At 74.4% G+C, this 19,059-nt stretch carries 19 protein-coding genes; 11 read left to right on the top strand and 8 right to left on the bottom strand.

The annotated features are described in order from the left end of the window. Window positions 1–41: 41 nt before the first annotated feature. The gene (locus tag ACFW1A_RS08885) at window positions 42–2,831 is read right to left on the bottom strand and encodes a penicillin acylase family protein (RefSeq protein WP_380406560.1); all 2,790 of its coding nucleotides are present in this window, start codon (window positions 2,829–2,831) and stop codon (window positions 42–44) included. Between the two features lie 234 nt (window positions 2,832–3,065). Here ACFW1A_RS08885 and ACFW1A_RS08890 point away from each other — a divergent pair, with 234 nt between their 5' ends. The 3 genes from ACFW1A_RS08890 to ACFW1A_RS08900 are packed head-to-tail and all read left to right on the top strand — an operon-like array spanning window position 3,066 to window position 6,411. Continuing rightward, complete coding sequence (locus ACFW1A_RS08890) at window positions 3,066–4,364, top strand: glycosyltransferase family 4 protein (RefSeq protein WP_380406562.1); 1,299 nt, start codon at window positions 3,066–3,068, stop codon at window positions 4,362–4,364. Next, entirely contained in the window at window positions 4,361–5,536 is a 1,176-nt protein-coding gene (locus ACFW1A_RS08895; protein WP_380406564.1) for a glycosyltransferase, read from the top strand. Before ACFW1A_RS08890 ends, ACFW1A_RS08895 begins: the two co-directional genes overlap by 4 nt. Further along, entirely contained in the window at window positions 5,533–6,411 is an 879-nt protein-coding gene (locus tag ACFW1A_RS08900) for an SGNH/GDSL hydrolase family protein (RefSeq protein ID WP_380406566.1), read from the top strand. The genes ACFW1A_RS08895 and ACFW1A_RS08900 overlap by 4 nt, the downstream gene beginning before the upstream one ends. A 10-nt stretch (window positions 6,412–6,421) precedes the next feature. On the opposite strand, the gene ACFW1A_RS08905 is transcribed toward ACFW1A_RS08900, so the two are convergent. After that, window positions 6,422–7,276 (bottom strand): ABC transporter permease, encoded by an 855-nt coding sequence (locus ACFW1A_RS08905; protein WP_380406568.1) that lies wholly within the window; start codon window positions 7,274–7,276, stop codon window positions 6,422–6,424. Further along, window positions 7,273–8,184, bottom strand: coding sequence for an ATP-binding cassette domain-containing protein (locus ACFW1A_RS08910; RefSeq protein WP_380406570.1), 912 nt, complete (start codon window positions 8,182–8,184; stop codon window positions 7,273–7,275). Before ACFW1A_RS08910 ends, ACFW1A_RS08905 begins: the two co-directional genes overlap by 4 nt. Before the next feature lie 132 nt (window positions 8,185–8,316). Between ACFW1A_RS08910 and ACFW1A_RS08915 the strand changes: the two genes are divergently transcribed. From ACFW1A_RS08915 to ACFW1A_RS08925, 3 genes are read left to right on the top strand one after another with little or no spacing between them, the layout of a single operon-like run. Continuing rightward, entirely contained in the window at window positions 8,317–9,513 is a 1,197-nt protein-coding gene (locus tag ACFW1A_RS08915) for a sensor histidine kinase (RefSeq protein ID WP_380406572.1), read from the top strand. Beyond that, window positions 9,510–10,184: a response regulator gene (locus ACFW1A_RS08920; protein WP_380406574.1), complete on the top strand. Its 675-nt coding sequence runs from the start codon at window positions 9,510–9,512 to the stop codon at window positions 10,182–10,184. The genes ACFW1A_RS08915 and ACFW1A_RS08920 overlap by 4 nt, the downstream gene beginning before the upstream one ends. A gap of 33 nt (window positions 10,185–10,217) precedes the next feature. Beyond that, window positions 10,218–10,853 carry a uridine kinase gene (locus ACFW1A_RS08925; RefSeq protein WP_380406576.1) on the top strand — a complete coding sequence of 212 codons (636 nt, stop codon included), beginning with the start codon at window positions 10,218–10,220 and terminating at the stop codon, window positions 10,851–10,853. A gap of 7 nt (window positions 10,854–10,860) precedes the next feature. On the opposite strand, the gene ACFW1A_RS08930 is transcribed toward ACFW1A_RS08925, so the two are convergent. Beyond that, a complete protein-coding gene (locus ACFW1A_RS08930; protein ID WP_380406578.1) occupies window positions 10,861–11,343 on the bottom strand; it encodes a hypothetical protein in 483 nt (160 codons plus the stop codon). Window positions 11,344–11,584: 241 nt separating this feature from the next. Between ACFW1A_RS08930 and ACFW1A_RS08935 the strand changes: the two genes are divergently transcribed. After that, the gene (locus ACFW1A_RS08935; RefSeq protein ID WP_380406580.1) at window positions 11,585–12,970 is read left to right on the top strand and encodes a choice-of-anchor A family protein; all 1,386 of its coding nucleotides are present in this window, start codon (window positions 11,585–11,587) and stop codon (window positions 12,968–12,970) included. A gap of 41 nt (window positions 12,971–13,011) precedes the next feature. On the opposite strand, the gene kynU is transcribed toward ACFW1A_RS08935, so the two are convergent. Continuing rightward, the gene (kynU, locus tag ACFW1A_RS08940; protein WP_380406582.1) at window positions 13,012–14,238 is read right to left on the bottom strand and encodes a kynureninase; all 1,227 of its coding nucleotides are present in this window, start codon (window positions 14,236–14,238) and stop codon (window positions 13,012–13,014) included. Then, the gene (locus ACFW1A_RS08945; RefSeq protein WP_380406584.1) at window positions 14,235–15,071 is read right to left on the bottom strand and encodes a tryptophan 2,3-dioxygenase; all 837 of its coding nucleotides are present in this window, start codon (window positions 15,069–15,071) and stop codon (window positions 14,235–14,237) included. The genes kynU and ACFW1A_RS08945 overlap by 4 nt, the downstream gene beginning before the upstream one ends. Before the next feature lie 164 nt (window positions 15,072–15,235). Between ACFW1A_RS08945 and ACFW1A_RS08950 the strand changes: the two genes are divergently transcribed. After that, entirely contained in the window at window positions 15,236–15,670 is a 435-nt protein-coding gene (locus ACFW1A_RS08950) for an Lrp/AsnC family transcriptional regulator (RefSeq protein WP_380406586.1), read from the top strand. A 5-nt stretch (window positions 15,671–15,675) separates the two neighbouring features. On the opposite strand, the gene ACFW1A_RS08955 is transcribed toward ACFW1A_RS08950, so the two are convergent. Next, window positions 15,676–16,314 (bottom strand): MarC family protein, encoded by a 639-nt coding sequence (locus ACFW1A_RS08955; RefSeq protein ID WP_380406588.1) that lies wholly within the window; start codon window positions 16,312–16,314, stop codon window positions 15,676–15,678. Between the two features lie 30 nt (window positions 16,315–16,344). After that, a complete protein-coding gene (locus ACFW1A_RS08960) occupies window positions 16,345–16,623 on the bottom strand; it encodes a barstar family protein (protein WP_380406590.1) in 279 nt (92 codons plus the stop codon). Between the two features lie 121 nt (window positions 16,624–16,744). Between ACFW1A_RS08960 and ACFW1A_RS08965 the strand changes: the two genes are divergently transcribed. From ACFW1A_RS08965 to ACFW1A_RS08975, 3 genes are all read left to right on the top strand, one after another. Next, window positions 16,745–17,287, top strand: coding sequence for a DoxX family protein (locus tag ACFW1A_RS08965; RefSeq protein WP_380406592.1), 543 nt, complete (start codon window positions 16,745–16,747; stop codon window positions 17,285–17,287). A 157-nt stretch (window positions 17,288–17,444) separates the two neighbouring features. Continuing rightward, window positions 17,445–18,356 (top strand): undecaprenyl-diphosphate phosphatase, encoded by a 912-nt coding sequence (locus ACFW1A_RS08970; protein ID WP_380406593.1) that lies wholly within the window; start codon window positions 17,445–17,447, stop codon window positions 18,354–18,356. An 89-nt stretch (window positions 18,357–18,445) separates the two neighbouring features. Beyond that, window positions 18,446–19,018 (top strand): hypothetical protein, encoded by a 573-nt coding sequence (locus ACFW1A_RS08975; RefSeq protein WP_380406595.1) that lies wholly within the window; start codon window positions 18,446–18,448, stop codon window positions 19,016–19,018. The last annotated feature ends 41 nt before the right edge of the window (window positions 19,019–19,059 follow it).

Raw genomic sequence — 19,059 nt, forward strand, 5'->3', positions numbered from 1 at the left:
CACCGGTACCGGTGCCCCTCCCCGCTGCGGCGCGCGCCGGGTCAGCGGTGCGTCGGGAACTCCACCACCTGCTGGTACGTCGGACGGTTCTGCCAGGTCGTCTTCGCGTCCGTGACACCGCCCAGCGGGCGCTGGATGATGGTGTCCGCGCACCACTGGGCGCCGGCCGAGCAGTCGCCGTCGCCCGGGTAGACCTGGGACGGGGTCTGGGCGGCCGCCTGGCCCAGCGTGGTGAGCAGGACGGTCCGGCAGGCGGACAGCGAGCCGGCGCCGCAGAAGGGTTGGGCCAGCGGCCCCGCCACGGGGGTGCCCAGGACGGCGCGCAGGTCCTTGTCGAGGTAGCTCCACCAGCCGTACTGGAACGACGAACCCTTGTGCGGGATGGACTCGTTGGCGTCCGAGGGGCCGGTGGACGGGCCGGTCTGGCCGCCGGACGGGGACTCGTTGATCTGCAGGGCGCCGGTCAGCGCGCCGAACAGGGGCGCGCCGAGGCCGGGTTGGAAGACGCCCTGGGCGAGCAGCGGCCACCAGGCGTCCATCACCCGGATCGCGTCCGGGTCGGCGTAGGCCTGGCTGCCGGCCGAGGTCTCCACCCGGCGGGCGCCGTGGCCGAGCCAGGTCTGCAACTGCTGCACGGTGGCGGCCTGCTGCGGGTCGGTGACGGGGGCCGTGCCGATGATCCGGAGCAGCTCCGGCAGCAGGTCCTCACCGCGCAGGTCGGTCACCGCGGCCGACTCCATCGCCTTGGTGAGCGAGGAGCGGGTCACCCCGCCGGCCGCGACCAGCGCCTTGACCCGGGCGTCCAGCAGGTTGGCCCGGTGCACCGAGCCGTTGCCGAAGCCGGCCGCGCCGAAGTCCGCCGCCTGCTTGTTGTTCCAGGAGACGTAGTAGTCCTGGTCCACCGACTGCGGGTGCTGCGCGGGCGGCGTGTACTGGGCGGTGTTGGTGGCCGGGTCGAAGCCCTGCCACTCGTAGGCCGGGTCGGCCGCGACCGGCAGTCCGGGGTCCACGCCCGGCGCGCGCACCGGGTTGCTGCCGGAGTTGTAGTAGGCCGTGTGCTGGGAGTCCGCGTAGAACCAGTTGAACGTGTAGTTGATGTGCTGGGCGGCCTGCTGGAAGCCCGCCGGGTCGTGCACCGCGCCCGGGTCGTTGAGCATCTGGAAGCCGATGATCGAGTCGGCCTCGTGCCGGTAGCTGGAGCGCAGCGAGGTGAAGGCGACCGGCTTGCCGGCCACCGTGCCCCGGGCGGTCACCAGGCCGTAGGCGGAGCGGCGCATCACCAGGGTGTACGAGCCGGCGGCGGTGGAGTCCGCGGTGGTGGGGGACCAGGAGTCGTCCCGGCTCAGCGTGTCGAACGGGGTGCAGGCCCCGTGGTACAGGTAGGAGTCGGCGGCCAGGGTGACCGGCGAGCCGTCCGTGGTGCAGAGCGGGACGGCGTAGGTGTCGGTGATGTCCTGCCCGGCCGAGGTGGCGCTCCAGGCGTAGTCCTGGCCGCGGCCCAGCTCCACGTAGAAGCTCAGCCCGGCGAAGGCCGCGCCGCGGGCGCTGATCCCCGGACCCTGCAGCTCCTCCAGCATCAGCAGCTGAGGTGCGAAGTAGCCGGTCTGCGGGCCGAACACGGCGACCGGGTGCCCGCTGGCGGTGTACTTGCCGGAGACCACCAGCGCGTTGGACATGCCGTGCTTGGCGGTCAGCAGGTTGCCGGGCAGCACGCCGGCCGCCTTGGTGGCGGTGCTGGTGGCCGATCCGGTGGCGTTGTAGACCAGTTGCTCGGGCACCACCGAGCCCGGATCGGGCATCGCGGTGCCCTGCGGGTCGTCCGGCGGCAGCGCGTACGGGAACGACTGCCCGTCGTGCAGCGTGGTGACCGCCTCCGGGTCGTTCGCCTCGCGCAGCGAGCGCCACACCTGGTCGCCCACCGCCGTCCCGTACTTCGCCTCGGCCGCCTCCTTGACCTGGGCCGAGGCCAGCTCGCCGCCGCCGCCGGAGCCGAACAGCGCGCCGATCACCGAGGCCAGCGCGACCAGGTCGGTGAGCTGGAAGGGCTGGATCGAGCCGGCGTTGGTGATCGCGTCGATGTGCCCGGTCAGGTCGTACTCGCCGGGGAAGGTGCGGGAGTTGTAGGCCTGGGTGATGTACTGGTTGATCCCGTCCAGGTAGGCCTGGGCGTCGGCCAGGGCCTGCTTGGCCCGGTCGCCGGAGTTGGCGATGGCGTCGATCTGGCTCTGCAGCTCGGCCTCGGTGTACGGCGCGGCCTGCCAGAAGCTCTGCTCCAGCTGCCGGTTGGCCGCCGCGCCGCCCGCGAAGCCGGAGAGCTCGCCGCGGCCGACGTGCCGGAACAGGTCCATCACCCAGAGCCGGTCCTGGGCGGCCGCGTAGCCGGCGCCGAACTCGGTGCCGTAGCGGGTGGTGCCGGTGACGTGGGGGACGCCGGTCGCCTTGTCGCGCACGATGGTCACGTCCGACCGCGGACTGCTGGTGCTGGCCACCTGGTCGGCCGGGACGCCGAAGGAGGCGTCGTCGAAGAACGAGCTCAGCTGTGCGTCGGTCAGGCCGGGGTAGGCCGAGGCGAGTCCGGCGTAGGGGCCGAGCTGGTCGTCGGTGTGCGCGGGACGGGTGCCGAACAGCTTGTTGCCGAGGATGTCGGCCAGTGTCGCGTTGCCGTTCTCGCCGGGCGGCAGGATGTCCCGGCACTGGGCGGCGCAGTAGTCCGGGGCGGTGGCGGGCAGGGCGGCGGGACGGGCACCCGAGGCGGTGGCGGCACCGGGTGCGGCGGCCAGCAGGGCACCGGTGAGCGCGGCGACGAGGGTGAGCCGCAAGCGTGGGGGCAAGACCGGGCTCCTCACTCTGGAGCGGGGATGGGAAACCTGACGGTAAGTCGGTTACTGGTCGGTTGGCTAGCTGTTGTGCGCGGATTTGTCATGATTCTTTGTCATGTCTTGATCGATCATGGGCGGACCGGTGGAACCTGCGGAGATAAGAAAGAGGTAAAGCGAAGGCAACCGTTCGCCTGTGCGACAGATCCCTTTGGCCCTGCGCACGTTCAGCCCGGCAACAACGTTGGCATGCGAGTCGCCATCGTCACCGAGTCCTTTCCGCCGGAAGTGAACGGCGTAGCCCACAGCGTGCTCCGCACCGCCGAGCACCTGGTCCGACGCGGCCACCAGCCGCTGGTGATCACCCCCGCACCGGCCCGGGGTTCGCACTGTCCCGCGCACTCCTTCGGCCCCGACGCCACCGAACTCCCGGTGGTCCGGATCCCCTCGATCCCGCTGCCGGGCTACCCGCAGGTCCGGGTCGCCCTGCCCAGCTCCCGGCTCGGTGCCGCCATCGCCGCGCACCAGCCCGACATCGTCCACCTCGCCAGCCCGTTCATCCTGGGCGCCCGCGGCGCCGCCGAGACCCGCCGGCTGGGCCTGCCGTCGATCGCCGTCTACCAGACCGACCTGGCCGGCTACGCCCAGGCCTACCGGGTCGGCGGCGGGGTCGGCGCGGCCGCCGCCTGGCACCGGATCCGCTCCATCCACACGTCCGCCGCCCGCACCCTGGCCCCCTCCACCCCGGCCGCCCAGGACCTCACGGCGCACGGCGTGCCCCGGGTCCACCTGTGGCCGCGCGGCGTCGACTCGCTGCGCTTCCACCCGCGCCACCGGGACCAGGCACTGCACCGCGCGCTGGCCCCCGGCGGCGAGGTGCTGGTCGGCTACGTCGGCCGGCTGGCCCCCGAGAAGCGGGTGGACCTGCTGGCCGGGGTGGCCGCGCTGCCCGGCGTGCGGCTGGTGATCATCGGCGACGGCCCGAGCGCCGGCATGCTCAAGGAACTGCTCCCCGGCGCGGTCTTCCTGGGCCGGCGGACCGGCGAGGAGCTGGCCCGCTGCTACGCCACGCTGGACCTGTTCGTGCACACCGGCCCGTTGGAGACCTTCTGCCAGACCATCCAGGAGGCGATGGCCAGCGGCGTCCCGGTGGTCGGGCCGGCCGCGGGCGGCCCGCTGGACCTGGTCGGGCACCGGCGCACCGGCCTGCTGGTCGCCCCGCGCGACGTGCGCGCGGTGACCGAGGCGGTGGCCGAGCTGGCCGCCGACCCGGCCCGCCGCGCCGCCTACGGCAAGGCCGGCCGCGCGGACGTGCGCTCGCGCAGCTGGGAGGGGGTCGGCGACCTGCTGCTGCGGCACTACGCCGAGGTCGTCGCCGAGCACCGCGGCGAGCCGCTGCCCGTGGCCGCGCCGAGCGTGCTGCCGCACCCGACCGTGCCGGCGCAGCAGATCGTGCCGGCGCAGAAGACCGCGTCGCGCCCGGTCGCGCCGCAGCCGGTCGCCGCACCGCAGCAGCCCGCCGAGAAGGCCGAGGAGCAGCCGGTATGACCCGACCGCTGCGCATCGTCCGGCTGGCGAACTTCGTCACCCCGGTCTCCGGCGGCCTGCGCACTGCGCTGCGGCACCTCGGCGCCGGCTACCTGGCGGCCGGGCACGAGCCGGTCCTGGTGGTGCCCGGTCCCGAGCACCGCGACGAGACGACCGAGCAGGGCCGGGTGGTCACCCTGCCCGGCCCGGTGCTGCCCGCCAGCGGCGGCTACCGGCTGCTCACCGACCGCCGGGCGGTCGAGCGCGCCCTGGCCGCTCTGGCCCCGGACCGGCTGGAGGTCTCCGACCGCACCACGCTGCGCTGGACCGGTGCCTGGGCCCGCGCGCACGGCGTGCCCGCGGCGATGGTCTCGCACGAGAACGCCACCGGGCTGCTGCGCACCCGCGGCGTCCCCGAGCCGCTGGCCCGGGCGCTGGCCGACCGGCTGAACCGGCGCACCGCGCGCGGGTACGACACCGTCGTCTGCACCACCGCCTGGGCCGCCGAGGAGTTCCAGCGGCTCGGCGTCGAGCACCTGGTGCAGGCCCCGCTCGGGGTCGACCTGGCCCAGCTGCACCCGGACCGGCGGTCGGCGGCGGTGCGGGCCGGGTACGCCGAGCCGGACCAGCCGCTGCTGGTGCTCTGCTCCCGGCTGTCCCCGGAGAAGCGGCCGTGGCGGGCCCTGGAGGCGCTGGCCGAGCTGCGCCGCACCGGGACCCCGGCCCGGCTGGTGGTGGCCGGCACCGGGCCGCTGCGCGCCAAGCTGGAGGCCCGCGCCCGGCGGGAGCAGCTGCCGGCCCGGTTCCTCGGGCACGTCGCCGACCGGGACGGGCTGAGCGGCCTGCTGGCGGCGGCCGACGTGGTGCTGGCGCCCGGGCCGATCGAGACCTTCGGCCTGGCGGCGCTGGAGGCGCTGGCCTGCGGCACCCCGGTGGTGGCCAGCCGCTCCTCGGCGCTGCCGGGCATCATCGGTGGGGCCGGTCTGCCGGCGCCCGACACCGGAGAGGGGTTCGCCGCGGCCGTACGGGAGTTGCTGGACCGTCCGGAGGCCGCACGGCGCGCCGCGGCCCGGGCCAGGGCCGAGCGGTACACCTGGTCGGCGGCGGTGGCGGCGTTCCTGGCCGCGCACGAGGGCGCGGTGTCCCGGTCCGTCGGGCCCGAGCCGGCGCCGGAGCCGGAGCGTGCGAGGTGACCGCGCCCACGCTGCCCGACGGCGCGCTGGCACCGGCACCGCGGTCCCGGGCACTGCGCTTCGTGGCCCTGGGCGACTCGGTCACCGAGGGGGTGGGCGCGCCCGTGGACGGCGGCTGGCGGGGCTGGCCGGCCCTGCTGGCCCCCTCGCTGGTTCCGGCCGGCGACCGGGTGGAGCACCACAACCTGGCGTTCAGCGGCGCCCGGGCCACCGATCTGACGGATCGTCAGCTCCCGGCGGCGCTCGACCTGCGGCCGCAGGTGGCGGCGGTGGTGGTGGGCGGCAACGACACCCTGCGGGCCGGCTTCGAGATCACCCGCACGGTGGCCGCGCTCCACGCCACGCTGGGCGAACTCGGCGCGGCCGGCACGCTGGTGCTCACCGCCTGCCTGCCCGACCCGGGTGCGCTGCTGGGCCTGCCCGGCGCGCTGCGCCGGCCGCTGGCCCGGCGGATGGCGGCGGTGAACACCGCGGTGCACGAGCTGTCCGCCCGGCACCGGGCCGTCCACCTGCACCTGGCCGAGCTGCCCTGGCTGACCGACCGGGCGCTGCTCAGCGCCGACCGGCTGCACCCGAGCCCGCAGGGCCACCTGCTGATCGCCCGTCAGTTCCACGCGCTGCTGGCCGCCCGGGGACTGCCGGTCGGCGCGCCCCCGGCCGAGGTGCAGGCCCCGCCGGCCCCGTCCCGGGCCGCCGACCTGTGGTGGCTGCTCACCAAGGGCACCGCCTGGCTGGCCCGGCGCAGCGTGGACCTGATCCCCGGCCTGTGCGCCGTGGCCGCGATCGAGACGTTCCACACGCTGCGCGGCCACGCCGCCGCCCTGGACGCCAAGGCGGTGGCCGAGGCGCGGGCGGCGGTGGCGTCGTTGCCGTAGCCGCGGCGGGCTAGAGGTCCCGCCGGCGGGCCGGCAGGACCGTGACGGCCGCCGCGGCCAGGGCCCACACCGCCAGCACCAGCCAGGCCCCGCCCTCGGTGCTCGGGAACGTCTGGTGGTACCAGTCCGGCTGGTTCACCTGGCCGAGCCGCAGCCAGGCGTTGTACGGCAGCGCGTGGGCGAGGACCGCCTGCCAGTGGTGGTTGACCGGGATGCTCACCGGCGCCACCACCAGCAGCACCACCGAGACCACCACGCTGGTCGCACTGGTGCGCACCAGGGTGCCGATCGCCATCCCGACCAGCGCACCCACCGGGCAGAGCAGGGCCGAGGCCACCACCAGCTGCCAGGCCCCGTGGTAGCCCAGCGAGATCCCCGCGTGCCGACCGGACAGCACCGCCTGGGTGGCCCACCAGGACACCCCGGCGATCAGTGCCCCGTGCACGGTGGTCACCGCGGTCATCACCAGCACCTTGGCCGCCATCACCGGGCGCCGGGCCGGCACCGCGGCGAAGGTGGTGCGGATCAGCCCGCTGGCGTACTCGGTGACCACCATCATCGCGCCCAGCGCGCCGGCGGCCAGGATCAGGATCAGTGCGGAGTTGCGGCCGAAGGCGTCGTGCAGCGACCAGTACGGCACGAAGACCTTGGTGCGGATCTCCTCGCTGTAGCCGGGGTAGTTCTGGTAGTCGGCCCAGGCCGCGTTGACGTTCAGGCCGATCACCGCGAGCGCGCTGAGCGCCAGGCCCCACGGGGTGGAGCGCAGCGACCAGAGCTTGATCCACTCGGCGGCCAGCAGGTCGCGGAACCGCGGACCGGGCTCGGCGACGGCGGCCCGCGGGCGGGGGAGGGCGGCGGTGGTCATCGGGTCTCTCCGGCGAGGTAGTCGAGGCTGTCGGCGGTCAGTTCCATGAAGGCCTCCTCCAGCGAGGCGGTCCGGGTGGCCAGTTGGTGCAGCACGATCCCCTCGCGGTGGGCGAGCTCGCCGATCCGCACGGCGTCCAGTCCGGTCACCGTGAGCAGTTCGGCCCCCTCGGCCCGCACCTGGGCGCCCTCCCGGGCCAGCGCCGCGGCCAACTCCAGCGCCCCGGGCGACCGGACGGCCGTGCCGACCCGGGTCGACCGGGCCGCGAAGTCGGCCAGCGGCTGCGCGGCGATCAGCCGGCCGCGCCCGATCACCACCAGGTCGTCGGCGGTGTGCTCCATCTCGGTCATCAGGTGGCTGGAGACGAAGACGGTGCGGCCCTCGGCGGCCAGCCGCCGGAACAGGCCGCGCACCCAGAGCACCCCCTCCGGGTCCAGCCCGTTCAGCGGCTCGTCGAACAGCAGCACCGGCGGATCGCCCAGCAACGCCCCGGCGATCCCGAGCCGTTGGCGCATGCCCAGCGAGTAGCCGCCGATCCGGCGCCCGGCCACCTCGGCCAGCCCGACCTCCTCCAGTACCTGGGCGACCCGCTGCTGCGGGATCCGGTTGCTGCGGGCCAGTGCGCCCAGGTGGGCCCGGGCGCTGCGGCCGCCGTGCACGTCCCCGGCGTCCAGCAGCGCCCCGACATGGCGCAGGCCGCGCGGCCGGCCGGCGAACTCCACGCCGTCCACCGTCACCCGGCCGCCGGTGGGCCGGTTGAGGCCGAGGATCATCCGCAGCGTGGTGCTCTTGCCGGCCCCGTTGGGCCCGAGGAATCCGGTCACCCGGCCCGGCCGGACGGTGAAGTCGAGCCGGTCCACGGCCGTGGTCTTCCCGTAACGCTTCGTCAGTTCAGTGGCTTCGATCACGGTGACCACCCTGCCGGGCGGCGCCGGGGACGGGCATCGGACCGGCGGCGACATTCCCCGGCCGCGGTCCGCCCCGGGGAGTACGCCCGCGGGCCAATGCCGGGCGGGAGTCGGACGGATACGATCGGGCCCATGTCCAGCACCCCCCGCCAACCGCTGCTCAGACGCGTCCCGCCGGCCGGCTGGCTGCTGCTCGCCTGGTACGCGGGCCAGGTCGGCGCCCACTTCGACCGGGGCTGGCAGGCCGGGGTGTTCTGGTGGCTGCTCGACCCGACCGACCCGCGCCTGCTGATCGTCAACCTCGGCCTCACCGCGGCCGCGGCCGCGCTGCTGCGCCGCCACCCGGTGCCGGCCCTGCTGCTCAGCCTGTTCGAGGCGCTCCTGCTGTCGAACGCCGAGGGCGACGCGGTGACCGAACTCGCCTACTCCGCAGCGGCGATCGTCGCCCTGCACTACGTCGCCGCGGACTGCCGGCGGCGCACCTCGCTGGCCGCGCTCGGCGCGGTGGCCCTGGGCATCGCCTGGTACAACGTGGAGCACACCGGGCGCTACGCCGCGCAGTTCCACTTCGGCAACACCCGGGTCTGGCTGCTGGTCCTGCTCTTCCTGGTCTCCTGGCTGAGCGGCAACTCGGTGCGGCAGGGCCGGGCGCACGCCGAGGAGTTGCGCGGGCAGGCGGCCGCGCAGGCGGTCACCGCCGAACGGCTGCGGATCGCGCGGGAGTTGCACGACATGGTGGCGCACAGCATCGGCATCATCGCGATCCAGGCCGGGATGGGTGCCCGGGTGATCGAGCGCCGGCCGGCCGAGGCGGCCGACGCGCTGCGCACCATCGAGGCCACCAGCCGGGAGACGCTGGCGGGGCTGCGCCGGATGCTCGGCGCGCTGCGCCGGGCGGAGCCGGGCGGTCCGGCGCCGCTGGACCCGGCGCCCGGGCTGGACGGGATCGAGGAGCTGGCCGCGCGGACCACCGCCGCCGGGGTCCGGGTGGAGCTGCGGCTGCGCGGCGAACGGCGCGCGCTGCCGGCCGAGGTGGAGCTGGCCGCCTACCGGATCGTCCAGGAGGCGCTGACCAACGTGGTGCGCCACGCGGGCACCGGGTTCTGCTGGGTGGAGATCGACCACCGGTCGGACGAGCTGGCGCTGGAGATCGTGGACGAGGGGTGCGGCGCCGGCCCGGACGGTCCGGGCGGCGGGTACGGGCTGGTCGGAATGCGCGAGCGCGCGGCGTTGCTGCACGGTTCGCTGCGGGCCGGTACCCGGCCCGAGGGTGGTTTCCAGGTGTCCGCGCGGCTGCCGCTGCCGGCGACGACGGGGGTGGCGCTGTGATCCGGGTGGTACTCGCCGACGACCAGCCGCTGGTCCGGGCCGGCCTGCGGGTGCTGATCAGCGACACCGAGGACCTGGAGGTGGTCGGCGAGGCGGGCAACGGTGCCGAGGCGGCCCGGCTGGCCGACGAACTGCGGCCGGACGTGGTGGTGATGGACATCCGGATGCCGGGTGTGGACGGCATCGAGGGCACCCGCCGGATCACCGCGGGGGAGGGCCCGTCGAAGGTGCTGATGCTCACCACCTTCGACGACGACGACTACGTCTACGGCGCGCTGCGGGCCGGCGCGAGCGGGTTCCTGGTCAAGGACATGGCGCTGGAGGAGATCCTGGGCGCGATCCGGGTGGTCGCCGCGGGCGACGCGCTGATCGCGCCCAGCGTCACCCGCCGGCTGATCGCCGACTTCGCCGGCCGTCCGGAGCCGGCCGCCGGTCCGCTGCCGGCGGCCGCCGCCCGGGCGATGGAGCAGGTCACCGAGCGCGAGCGCGAGGTGCTCACGCTGGTCGGGCGGGGGCTGTCCAACGGTGAGATCGCCGCCGAGCTCTTCATCAGCGTGGCCACCGCCAAGGCCCACGTGGCCCGGCTGTTCAGCAAACTGGAGGCGCGGGACCGGGTGCAGCTGGTGATCACCGCCTACGAGCTGGGCCTGGTCGCCCCGCCCGGCCGCTGACCGGACCGCGGGCGCGAGGAGGACGAGGAGCGGATGCGACTGCAGCCGATCAGCTGGGCGGCCCTGACCACCGGGCTGGCCGACCGGATCGAGGCGCTGGAGACCGCCGACGGCGGCGCCTGGCCGCGGATCGCGCTGGACGGCGCACCGGCGGCGCAGCCGGAGCGGCTGGCCGAGGCGCTCGCCGCGGAGCTGCGGCTGCGCGGGCGCGCCGTGCAGCGGGTGCCGGCCGGCGGCTTCCTGCGGCCGGCCTCGCTGCGGCTGGAGTACGGCCACCAGGACGCGGACGCCTACTACGGCCGCTGGCTGGACGACAACGCGCTGTTCCGCGAGGTCTTCACCCCGCTGGACCCGGGCGGCAGCGGCACCATCCTGCCCGACCTGTACGACCCGGCCACCGACCGGGCCACCCGCAGCCCCTACCGCCGGCTGGACCCCGGGACGGTGGTCCTGGTGGACGGGCCGCTGCTGTTCGGGCGCTGGTTCCCGTTCGACCTCGGCGTCCACCTGATGCTCGGTCCGGGAGCGCTGGCCCGCCGCACGCCGGCCGCGGAGCAGTGGACGCTGCCGGCCTTCGCGCGGTACGAGGAGGAGGTCGGGCCGGCGGAGGTCGCGGAGCTGACGATCCGGCTGGACGATCCCCGGCACCCCGCCTGGAACGGCGGCTGACGCCCGGTCAGGCGTGCGTGCTGGAGCCCGGGCGGACCACCATCAGCACCGTGACCACGGCCCAGAGCAGCGAGAACACCCCGGTGCCCATGGTGAGCAGCTTGAGCCCGGCGAGCGCACCCGCCCGGTCGCCCTCGCCCGCCCCCTCGCCCGCCAGTGCGGACACCACGGCCTCCTGGCGGGGCAGCACCAGGACCAGCAGCACCAGGGCGGCGAGCACGGTCAGCACGATCGAGGCGATGATCCAGGCGCTGCCCATCAGGCCCATCACCTGCGCGGTGCCGATGCCCAGTACCGGCACGGCGATCCCGATCGCGGCGTAGACCTGGGTGATCCGGTGCAGCACCCGCACCGAGCCGGCCCCGCCGCCGTCGGCGCCGGCCGCCAGCGCCTCGCGCGCCGTGCGCGGGAACATGCTCGCGGCGACCGTCACCGGTCCGATGGCGACGATGGCAGCCAGCAGGTGCAGGCTCAGCAGGAACTTGGCCATGGGGTCTTCGACAGCCTTCACTCGGTCCGCGGACCGCGCGGGCCGCGGGTCCGCCTGGCACGCTAACACCCGTTCCGAACAGCCCCGATCGGCGGTCCCGGGTTGGGCCGACCGAGTGGCATTCATATGGCTTTTCGGAGTGGTGCGGTGTCGTGCGCCGCAGCGGGTGTCCGATTCACCCTTTGATGTCCCGGTATGACCGCTAGGGCCAGCGATCGGCCGGACTGAGGGGCAGAACAGAATGAGGCATGCGAGCAAGGCGGCCCTGGTGGCGGCCGTCGCGACGGCGGCGCTGTCACTCCCGCTGCCGCGCGCGGCGGCGATCCCGTTCCCGCCGCCGCTGGGGCCGTGCGGGGGGCCGGACTGCCCGTCGAGCTGGAACCCGCCGAACAACGAGGGGTTCGCGGGCCGCGACACCAACATCAACATCTTCGCCGGCGGGAACTACACGGTCAGCGGCCGGGCCGCCGAGGCCGAGGGCTGGGTGGTCGCCCTCGGCGACCTGACGGTGGACAAGAACGGCGGCGGCTCCTTCAACATGGGCGTGGTCGGCGTCGGCTCCCGGGTGCCCCCGCCGAACGGCCACGACTTCGTCACCGTCGGCGGCAACGTGACCTCGCAGACCGGCAACAACCTCATCGTCGGCGGCCCGGACTCCCCGCCGACCAGCATCGCGTACGGCAACCTGCGCTACGGCGGCGCGCTCGGCGGCGCCGGCACCATCACCGTGGAACCGACCGGGCAGAAGATCCACGACACCACCGTCAAGGACACCTACGGCCCGCTGCGCACCACCATCGAGGAGTTCTCGAGCTGCGCCGCCCGGCAGACCGCGACCGGCACGGTCGCGGTCACCAACAGCGAGGCGACCTTCACCGGGGACGGGACCAGCGCCCGGCAGGTCTTCAACGTCAGTCAGAACCTGACCAGCGGCAGCGGCGGCCAGATCGGCCTGGTCTTCGCCAACATCCCGGCCGGCGCCACGGTGGTCGTCAACATGCTGGGCGACAGCCCCACCATCAACACCTACAGCGGCACCGGCGACAACAGCGACCCGCTGACCGGGCTGCGGCCCAGGCTGATGTGGAACTTCCCGACCGCGACCAGCGGCACCGTCACCGGCACCGGGCAGTTCCAGGGCTCGGTGATGGCGGGCAACGCGGCCGGCACCACCACGCTGTCCACGGCGGGCGTCAACGGCCGCGTCTACCTGGCCGGCAACCTGCTGCAGACCAGCGGGGGCGGCGGCTACGAGCTGCACGCCTACCCGTTCGACGGCGACCTGCCGGACTGCGGCAGCACGCCGACCCCGACGCCGACCCCGACCGCCTCCCCGACGACGTCGCCCTCGCCCTCGGAGTCCGCCTCGACCTCGCCGAGCCCGTCGAGCTCGCCGTCCCCCTCGACCAGCGGCAGCCCGAGCACCTCGCCGACCACCGGACCGACCGCGAGCCACTCCGGCAGCGGGAGCGCCTCGGCCAGCGACAGCGAGAGCGGTTCGCTGCCCAACACCGGCAGCTCCGGCACCTCCGGGCTGCTCGGCACGGCCGGCGCCCTGCTGATCGCCGGTGCGGGCGCGCTGCTGTTCGGCCGCCGGCTGAGCCGCCGCCGCGGGCGGCACAGCTGACCGACCGACCCGGGTGGCGCAGGGCCCGGCCCTGCGCCACCTCAGGTCACGGCGCCCCGGCGGGAGAACCGCTCGGCCCGCCACTCCCCGCTCGCGAGCACCTCGCGCAGCGCCTCGGCCGCGTCCCAGGCGTCGGTGTAGGAGGTGTAGAGCGGGGTGAAGCCGAAGCGCATCAGGTCGGGGGCGCGGAAGTCGCCGATCACCCCGCGCTCGATCAGCGCCTGCACCACCGGGAAGCCGTCGGGGTGCCGGAGCGCCACCTGGCTGCCGCGCCGCTCGGGCTCGCGCGGGGTGACGATCTCCAGGTCGGCCAGCCGGTCCATGAACAGCCCGGTCAGGGCCAGGCTCTTGGCCCGCACCTGGGCCAGGTCCACCTGCTGCCAGACCTCCAGCGAGGCGCGCACCCCGGCCAGCGCCAGCAGCGGCGGGAAGCTGGTGAGGAACCGCCCGATCCCGTCCGCCGGCCGGTACTCGGGCACGAAGGCGAACGGCTCCGCGTGGCCGAACCAGCCGGTCAGCGGCTGCTCGGCGACCGCCTGGTGCCGCTCGGCGACGTACAGGAAACTGGGCGCGCAGGGGCCGCAGTTGAGGTACTTGTAGGTGCAGCCCACGGCGAAGTCGACCTGGCAGGCCGTCAGTTCGATCGGCAGCGCGCCGACCGAGTGGCACAGGTCCCAGACCATCAGCGCGCCGGCCCGGTGCACCCGCTCGGTGATCGCGGCCATGTCCAGCAGCACGCCGGTGCGGTAGTCCACCTGGGAGAGCACCACCACCGCGACGTCCTCGCCGAGCCGGGCGTCCAGCTCGTCCAGCGAGTCCAGCAGCACGGTGCGCCCGCCCTCGAACAGGCCGGTGACGCCCTCGGCGATGTACAGGTCGGTCGGGAAGGTGGCCCGCTCGCCCAGCACCGTGCGCCGCCCGGGACGCAGCCGCAGCGCCGCGGTGAGCACCTTGAACAGGTTCACCGAGACCGAGTCGCAGACCAGCACCTCGTGGGCGCCGGCCCCGACCAGCGGCGCCACCTGCGCGCCCAGGGTGAACGGCAGCTCGACCCAGCCGGCCGCGTTCCAACTGGTGATCAGGCCCTGTCCCCATTCCTGCTCCACCGTGCGGCGGACCAGCTCCGGGGTGCGCACCGGCAGCACGCCGAGCGAGTTGCCGTCCAGGTAGACGGTGTCCGCGGGCAGGGCGAACTCCTTGCGGAACACCGCCAGCGGGTCGGCGGCGTCCAGCGCCAGGCAGTCGGCGCGCGAGGTCGGCAGGCTCACAGCGCACCCCGCACGGTCCACAGCTCCGGGAAGACGTCCTGGTCGGCCGCGGCCTTGAGCCAGTTCAGGCCGCTGGACCCACCCGTGCCGGGCTTGCTGCCCATGGTCCGCTTGACCGAGGCGTAGTGCCGCTGGCGCCACCGGCTGACCCGCTCGGCGGTGTCCAGCAGGGCCTCGGCCAGCGCGGCCAGCTCGGCCTGCGCGGGGTCGGTGTAGACGGTGAGCCAGGCCGCGGCGACCGCCTCGCTGGGCCGGTAGCGGCCGGTGCCCGGGGCCTCGGCCCCGGCCAGCAGGCCGCGCCGGGCCAGCAGCGCCAGCACGTCGTCGTACAGGCCCGGGGCGCGCAGCGCGGCGGCCAGCTCCTGGTGGGTGGCGGGGGAGTCCTGGTACATCTCCAGCAGCCGCTCGGACTTGTTGCCGAGCAGGAACTCCAGCAGCAGGTAGGCCGAGGACTGGAAGCCGGAGGCCTCGCCGAGCACCGGGCGGAACGCGCTGAACTCCACCGGGGTGAGCGTGGCCAGCAGGTCCCAGGAGGAGTTGAGCACGTCCTGGACGTGGCAGCCGCGGCGCAACGCGGCCAGCGCCGGGCCGACCGCGTCCTCCCGCAGTGCCTGCTGGGCCAGCGACCACTCGTGCCGGAGCAGGTCGAAGAGCAGCTCCATCACCTGGGTGGTGATGATGAAGGAGAGCTCCGCGTCGACCTTGCTGCGCGGCTGCTGCAGGGTGTGCAGCACGTCCAGGCGGGCGTAGCGCTCGTACGGCGTGGCGCCGCTGACGGGCTCCGCCTCGGCGGCGAAGGCCAGGTTGGGCGTATGGACGGTGGGCGCGGCCATGGTCGGGTCCCCCTCGTACAGGTGCGGGCTGCGGCCTTTTCGTGGATATTGTCCGGCGGATCCCCGCGGTCTTGAATGGGCGGTGAACCCCGGATCGGAGGGGCGGCTTTGCGTTCGCGAGCCGTTTCGACGCCGGACTTGCTGATCGACAACCGGAGCCCGCGATGGACACCCTCGACCGCAGACTGCTCGCCGAACTGCAGGCGGACGCCCGGCTCTCGTACAACGAATTGTCCCGGAGGGTGAGCCTGTCGGCACCCGCAGTGGCCGAGCGGGTGCGCCGGCTGGAGGCCGAGGGGGTGATCGGCGGCTACCACGCGCACGTGGACCTGGCCCGGGCCGGGCTGCCGGTGACCGCGCTGGTCCAGGTGGAGTGCTACGGGCACCGCTGCGTGCTGCGCGACCCCGAGGTGGCGAACTGGCCGGAGGTGCTGCAGCTGCACCGGGTGACCGGCGGGGCCTGCTGCGTGCTGCTGGTGGCGGTGCCGGGGATGGCGCAGTTCGAGGCGCTGATCGACCGGTTGGCCGGCTACGGGCAGCCGTCCAGCTCGATGATCCTCTCCAGCCCGGTGCCCTGGCGGCCGGTGACGCCGCCGTAGCGGGCTCAGTGGCCGCCGGTCTCGATCATGTGCACCCCGAGGCCCGACAGCCCGTCCAGGAAGAGCTCCACCCCGACCGCGGCGAGCAGCAGGCCGAGCAGCCGGGAGAGCACCTCGAGCGAGGTCTGGTGGGTGCGCCGCAGCAGGGGGGCCAGCAGCACCACGCTGGCGGTGTTGATCACCACCACCGCCAGGTACGCCCCCGCCACGGTGAACCGCCAGCTCCAGGTGTCCTTGGTGAGCGACTCCACCAGCACCGCCGTCATCGCCAGCGGGCTGGCCACGTACGGCAGCATCAGCTCGCGGATCCCCTCGGCCATCGGGTTGGCCAGCTCGTCCTCGTACTCCTCGCCGGCGCCGACGTGCACCCCCAGCACCAGGCCGACCGCGTAGAGGAAGAAGATCACCCCGCCGGCCAGCTGCAGCGACTCGTCGCTGACGTGGAAGAACGTGGTGATGCCGTCCGCCATGAAGGCCATCAGCACCCCGACCGCCGCCGCGAGCACCGAGCTGATCAGCACCAGCCGGTTCAGCTGCTGCTTGGTGCGGCTGCGGGCCAGGTGGGCGTAGGTCAGCAGGACCTTGGGCGGCCCCACCACGGCGAAGAAGGTGATGAACGCGCTGCTCAGGTTGAGGACGGACATCCCCCCAGGATGGCGAGCCCGGGCGGCCGCCTAGGACAGGCGCACCGTGACGCCGGCGCCGCGCAGCACCCGGACCACTTCGCGGGCGTAGCCGGGCGGCAGGCCGGGGGTGGTGTCGGCCGCCGGGAAGTCGTGCCAGACCAGGGTGAACGGCGGCACCGGGCCGAACCCGCCGCGCAGGCAGTCGACCAGGGCGTCCAGGTTGCTCCCGTAGTAGCCGCCCGGACCGTTCAGCGCGCTGCCCAGGGCCGCGAACAGGCCGGGGCGGTCGGTGGCGGCGGCGCCGTCCATCTCGTACTCGGTCTCCATGGGCCCATCCTGCCGCGCGGGGGTGGCCGCGGTGCGTCCCCCGGATGGCCGCGCCGGGTCGAGGAGCGGTCCCCGGTCGGTTGGGATGGGGGACGGGGACCGCAGAGATTGAGGACACACCATGGGTTGCGTCAACCGTAAAGATCTCGGACTGCTCCTGCTGCGCTCCGCCGTGGGTGGGGTGCTCTTCTCGCACGGCACGCAGAAGCTCTTCGGCTGGTTCGGCGGTGGCGGGCTGGAGGGCACCGCGCAGGCGATGGAGGCGATGGGCTTCAAGCCCGGCGGCCAGAGCGCGCTGGCCGCCGGGCTCGGCGAGGCGGGCGGCGGCGCGCTGCTGATCAGCGGCCTGGCCACGCCGATCGCCGGGCCGATCGTGGCCGGCACCATGGCCGGGGCGATCTCGGTGCACGTCCCGAAGGGCTTCTTCGTCAGCAAGGGCGGCTTCGAGTACCCGGCGCTGCTCGGCGCGTGCGCGCTGGCGATCTCGGTGGCCGGTCCCGGCAGCCTGTCGCTGGACGCGCTGACCGGGAACCTGCTCAACAAGCCGGCACTCGGCGTGCTGGGCTTCGTCGCCGCCGCGGCCGGGGCCTACGGCGTGGTCAGCAAGCGCGAGCGCGGGGTCCGGGAGGCCGCCGCCGCGGCGATGGAGGCCGAGCCGGAATGAGCATCGGGTGACGGGACGATGAACTCGGGCCCCTCCCGGCCGAACGTCTACAGATGTGTAGTACGTTCTCGCGGGGAGGGGCCCGAAGCCGTTCCGGCCCGCCTCGGTAGGCTGGCGCCCTCTGCCCGGACCCGTATCGCGAAGCTGAGGGTGTGCCATGTCCCTGACCTACCCGGAATCCATCGGCGTGGGCCTGCTCCAGGGTGTGACCGAGCTCTTCCCGGTCTCCAGCCTGGGCCACAGCATCCTGATCCCGGCACTGCTCGGTGACCCCTACAAGACCGACCTGTCGATGACCGGCGACAAGTCGCCGTACCTGGCGGTCCTGGTCGGCCTGCACCTGGCCACCGCGCTGGCGCTGGTCGTCTTCTTCCGCCGGGACTGGGTGCGGGTGGTGCGCGGGCTGGTCAGCTCGATCACCCAGCGCCGAATAGAGACCAGTGAGCAGAAGCTGGCCTGGCTGCTGGTCGTGGGCACCATCCCGGTCGGCGTGGCCGGCCTGGTGGCCGAGAAGGCGCTGCGCGCCGCGCTCGGCAAGCCGCTGCCGGCGGCGGTCTTCCTGGCACTGAACGGCCTGGTGCTGCTGGGCGCCGAGCGGCTCAAGCGCGGTGGCGGCGGCCGCCGCCGGGCGGGCGCGCAGGCGGCGCACTCCCCGGGCGTGGACGCGGACATCGAGTCGGACCGCCGGATCGCCAAGCTGAGCCTGCGTCAGGGCACCTGGATCGGTGCGGCCCAGATCCTCGCGCTGCTGCCGGGCATCAGCCGCTCCGGCGTCACCATGAGCACCGGCATCCTGCGCGGACTCAACCACGAGGACGCCGCCCGGTTCTCCTTCCTGCTGGCCACCCCCGTGATCCTGGCCGCCTCGGTGCTCAAGCTGCCGGAGCTGCTGAAGCCGGAGAACGCCGGCATCCGCGGGCCGCTGGTGGCCGGCTCGATCGCCGCCTTCGTGGCCGGCTACATCTCGGTGAAGTTCCTCACCAAGTACTTCGAGAACAAGAGCCTGACCCCGTTCGCCCTCTACTGCATGGTGGCCGGCGTGGGCAGCGCGGTCTACCTGAGCATGTGAGGCACCGTCACCCGGCTGCCCCGCTCCGGTGGCGGCGGGCCCGGTGACCACCGAGGGTGGGGCCCGGTAGCCCGTACTCAGGAGGTTCCGTGGACCGCCGCACCCAGCCCCGCACGACCGCGCCCCGCACCACCGCCCCCCGCTCCCGTCGCACGCTCGCGGCGGGGGCGGCGCTGTCCGTGGCCGCCGGTGCCCTGGCGCTGGCCGGCTGTTCGTCCAGCGCCAAGAGCACGGCCACCTCGGTCGCCTCCTCGGCGGTCAGCGCGGCCCAGTCGGCGCTCTCCTCGATCGGCTCGCAGGCCGCCTCGCAGGCCTCCTCGGCGATCTCCGCCGGGGCCTCGGAGGCCGCCTCCGCCGCGTCGTCGGCCTTCGCCAGCGCCACCGCCGGGCTGGACGCCACCGCGGACGTGACCCTGGGCACGGTCTCGACCACCTCGGACGGCAAGGCCCAGGTGCCGGTCACCGTCAAGAACAGCCAGTCCACCGACCAGCGGTACACCATCGAGGTGGACTTCAAGGACCAGAGCGGCTCGACCCAGGACGTGGTGGTGCTCAACCCCGGCCCGGTCGCGGCCGGCCAGACCGCCAACGCCACCGCCGTCAGCAACCGCACCCTGTCGGGCACGGTGGTGGCGAACGTGGCGCGGGCGGTGCGGTACTGAGCCGGCGCGTTCACCCGCGGGAGTGGTCCGTGGCGGAATCC

The sequence above is a fragment of the Kitasatospora sp. NPDC058965 genome (assembly GCF_042741245.1).
Classification (GTDB): Bacteria; Actinomycetota; Actinomycetes; order Streptomycetales; family Streptomycetaceae; genus Kitasatospora.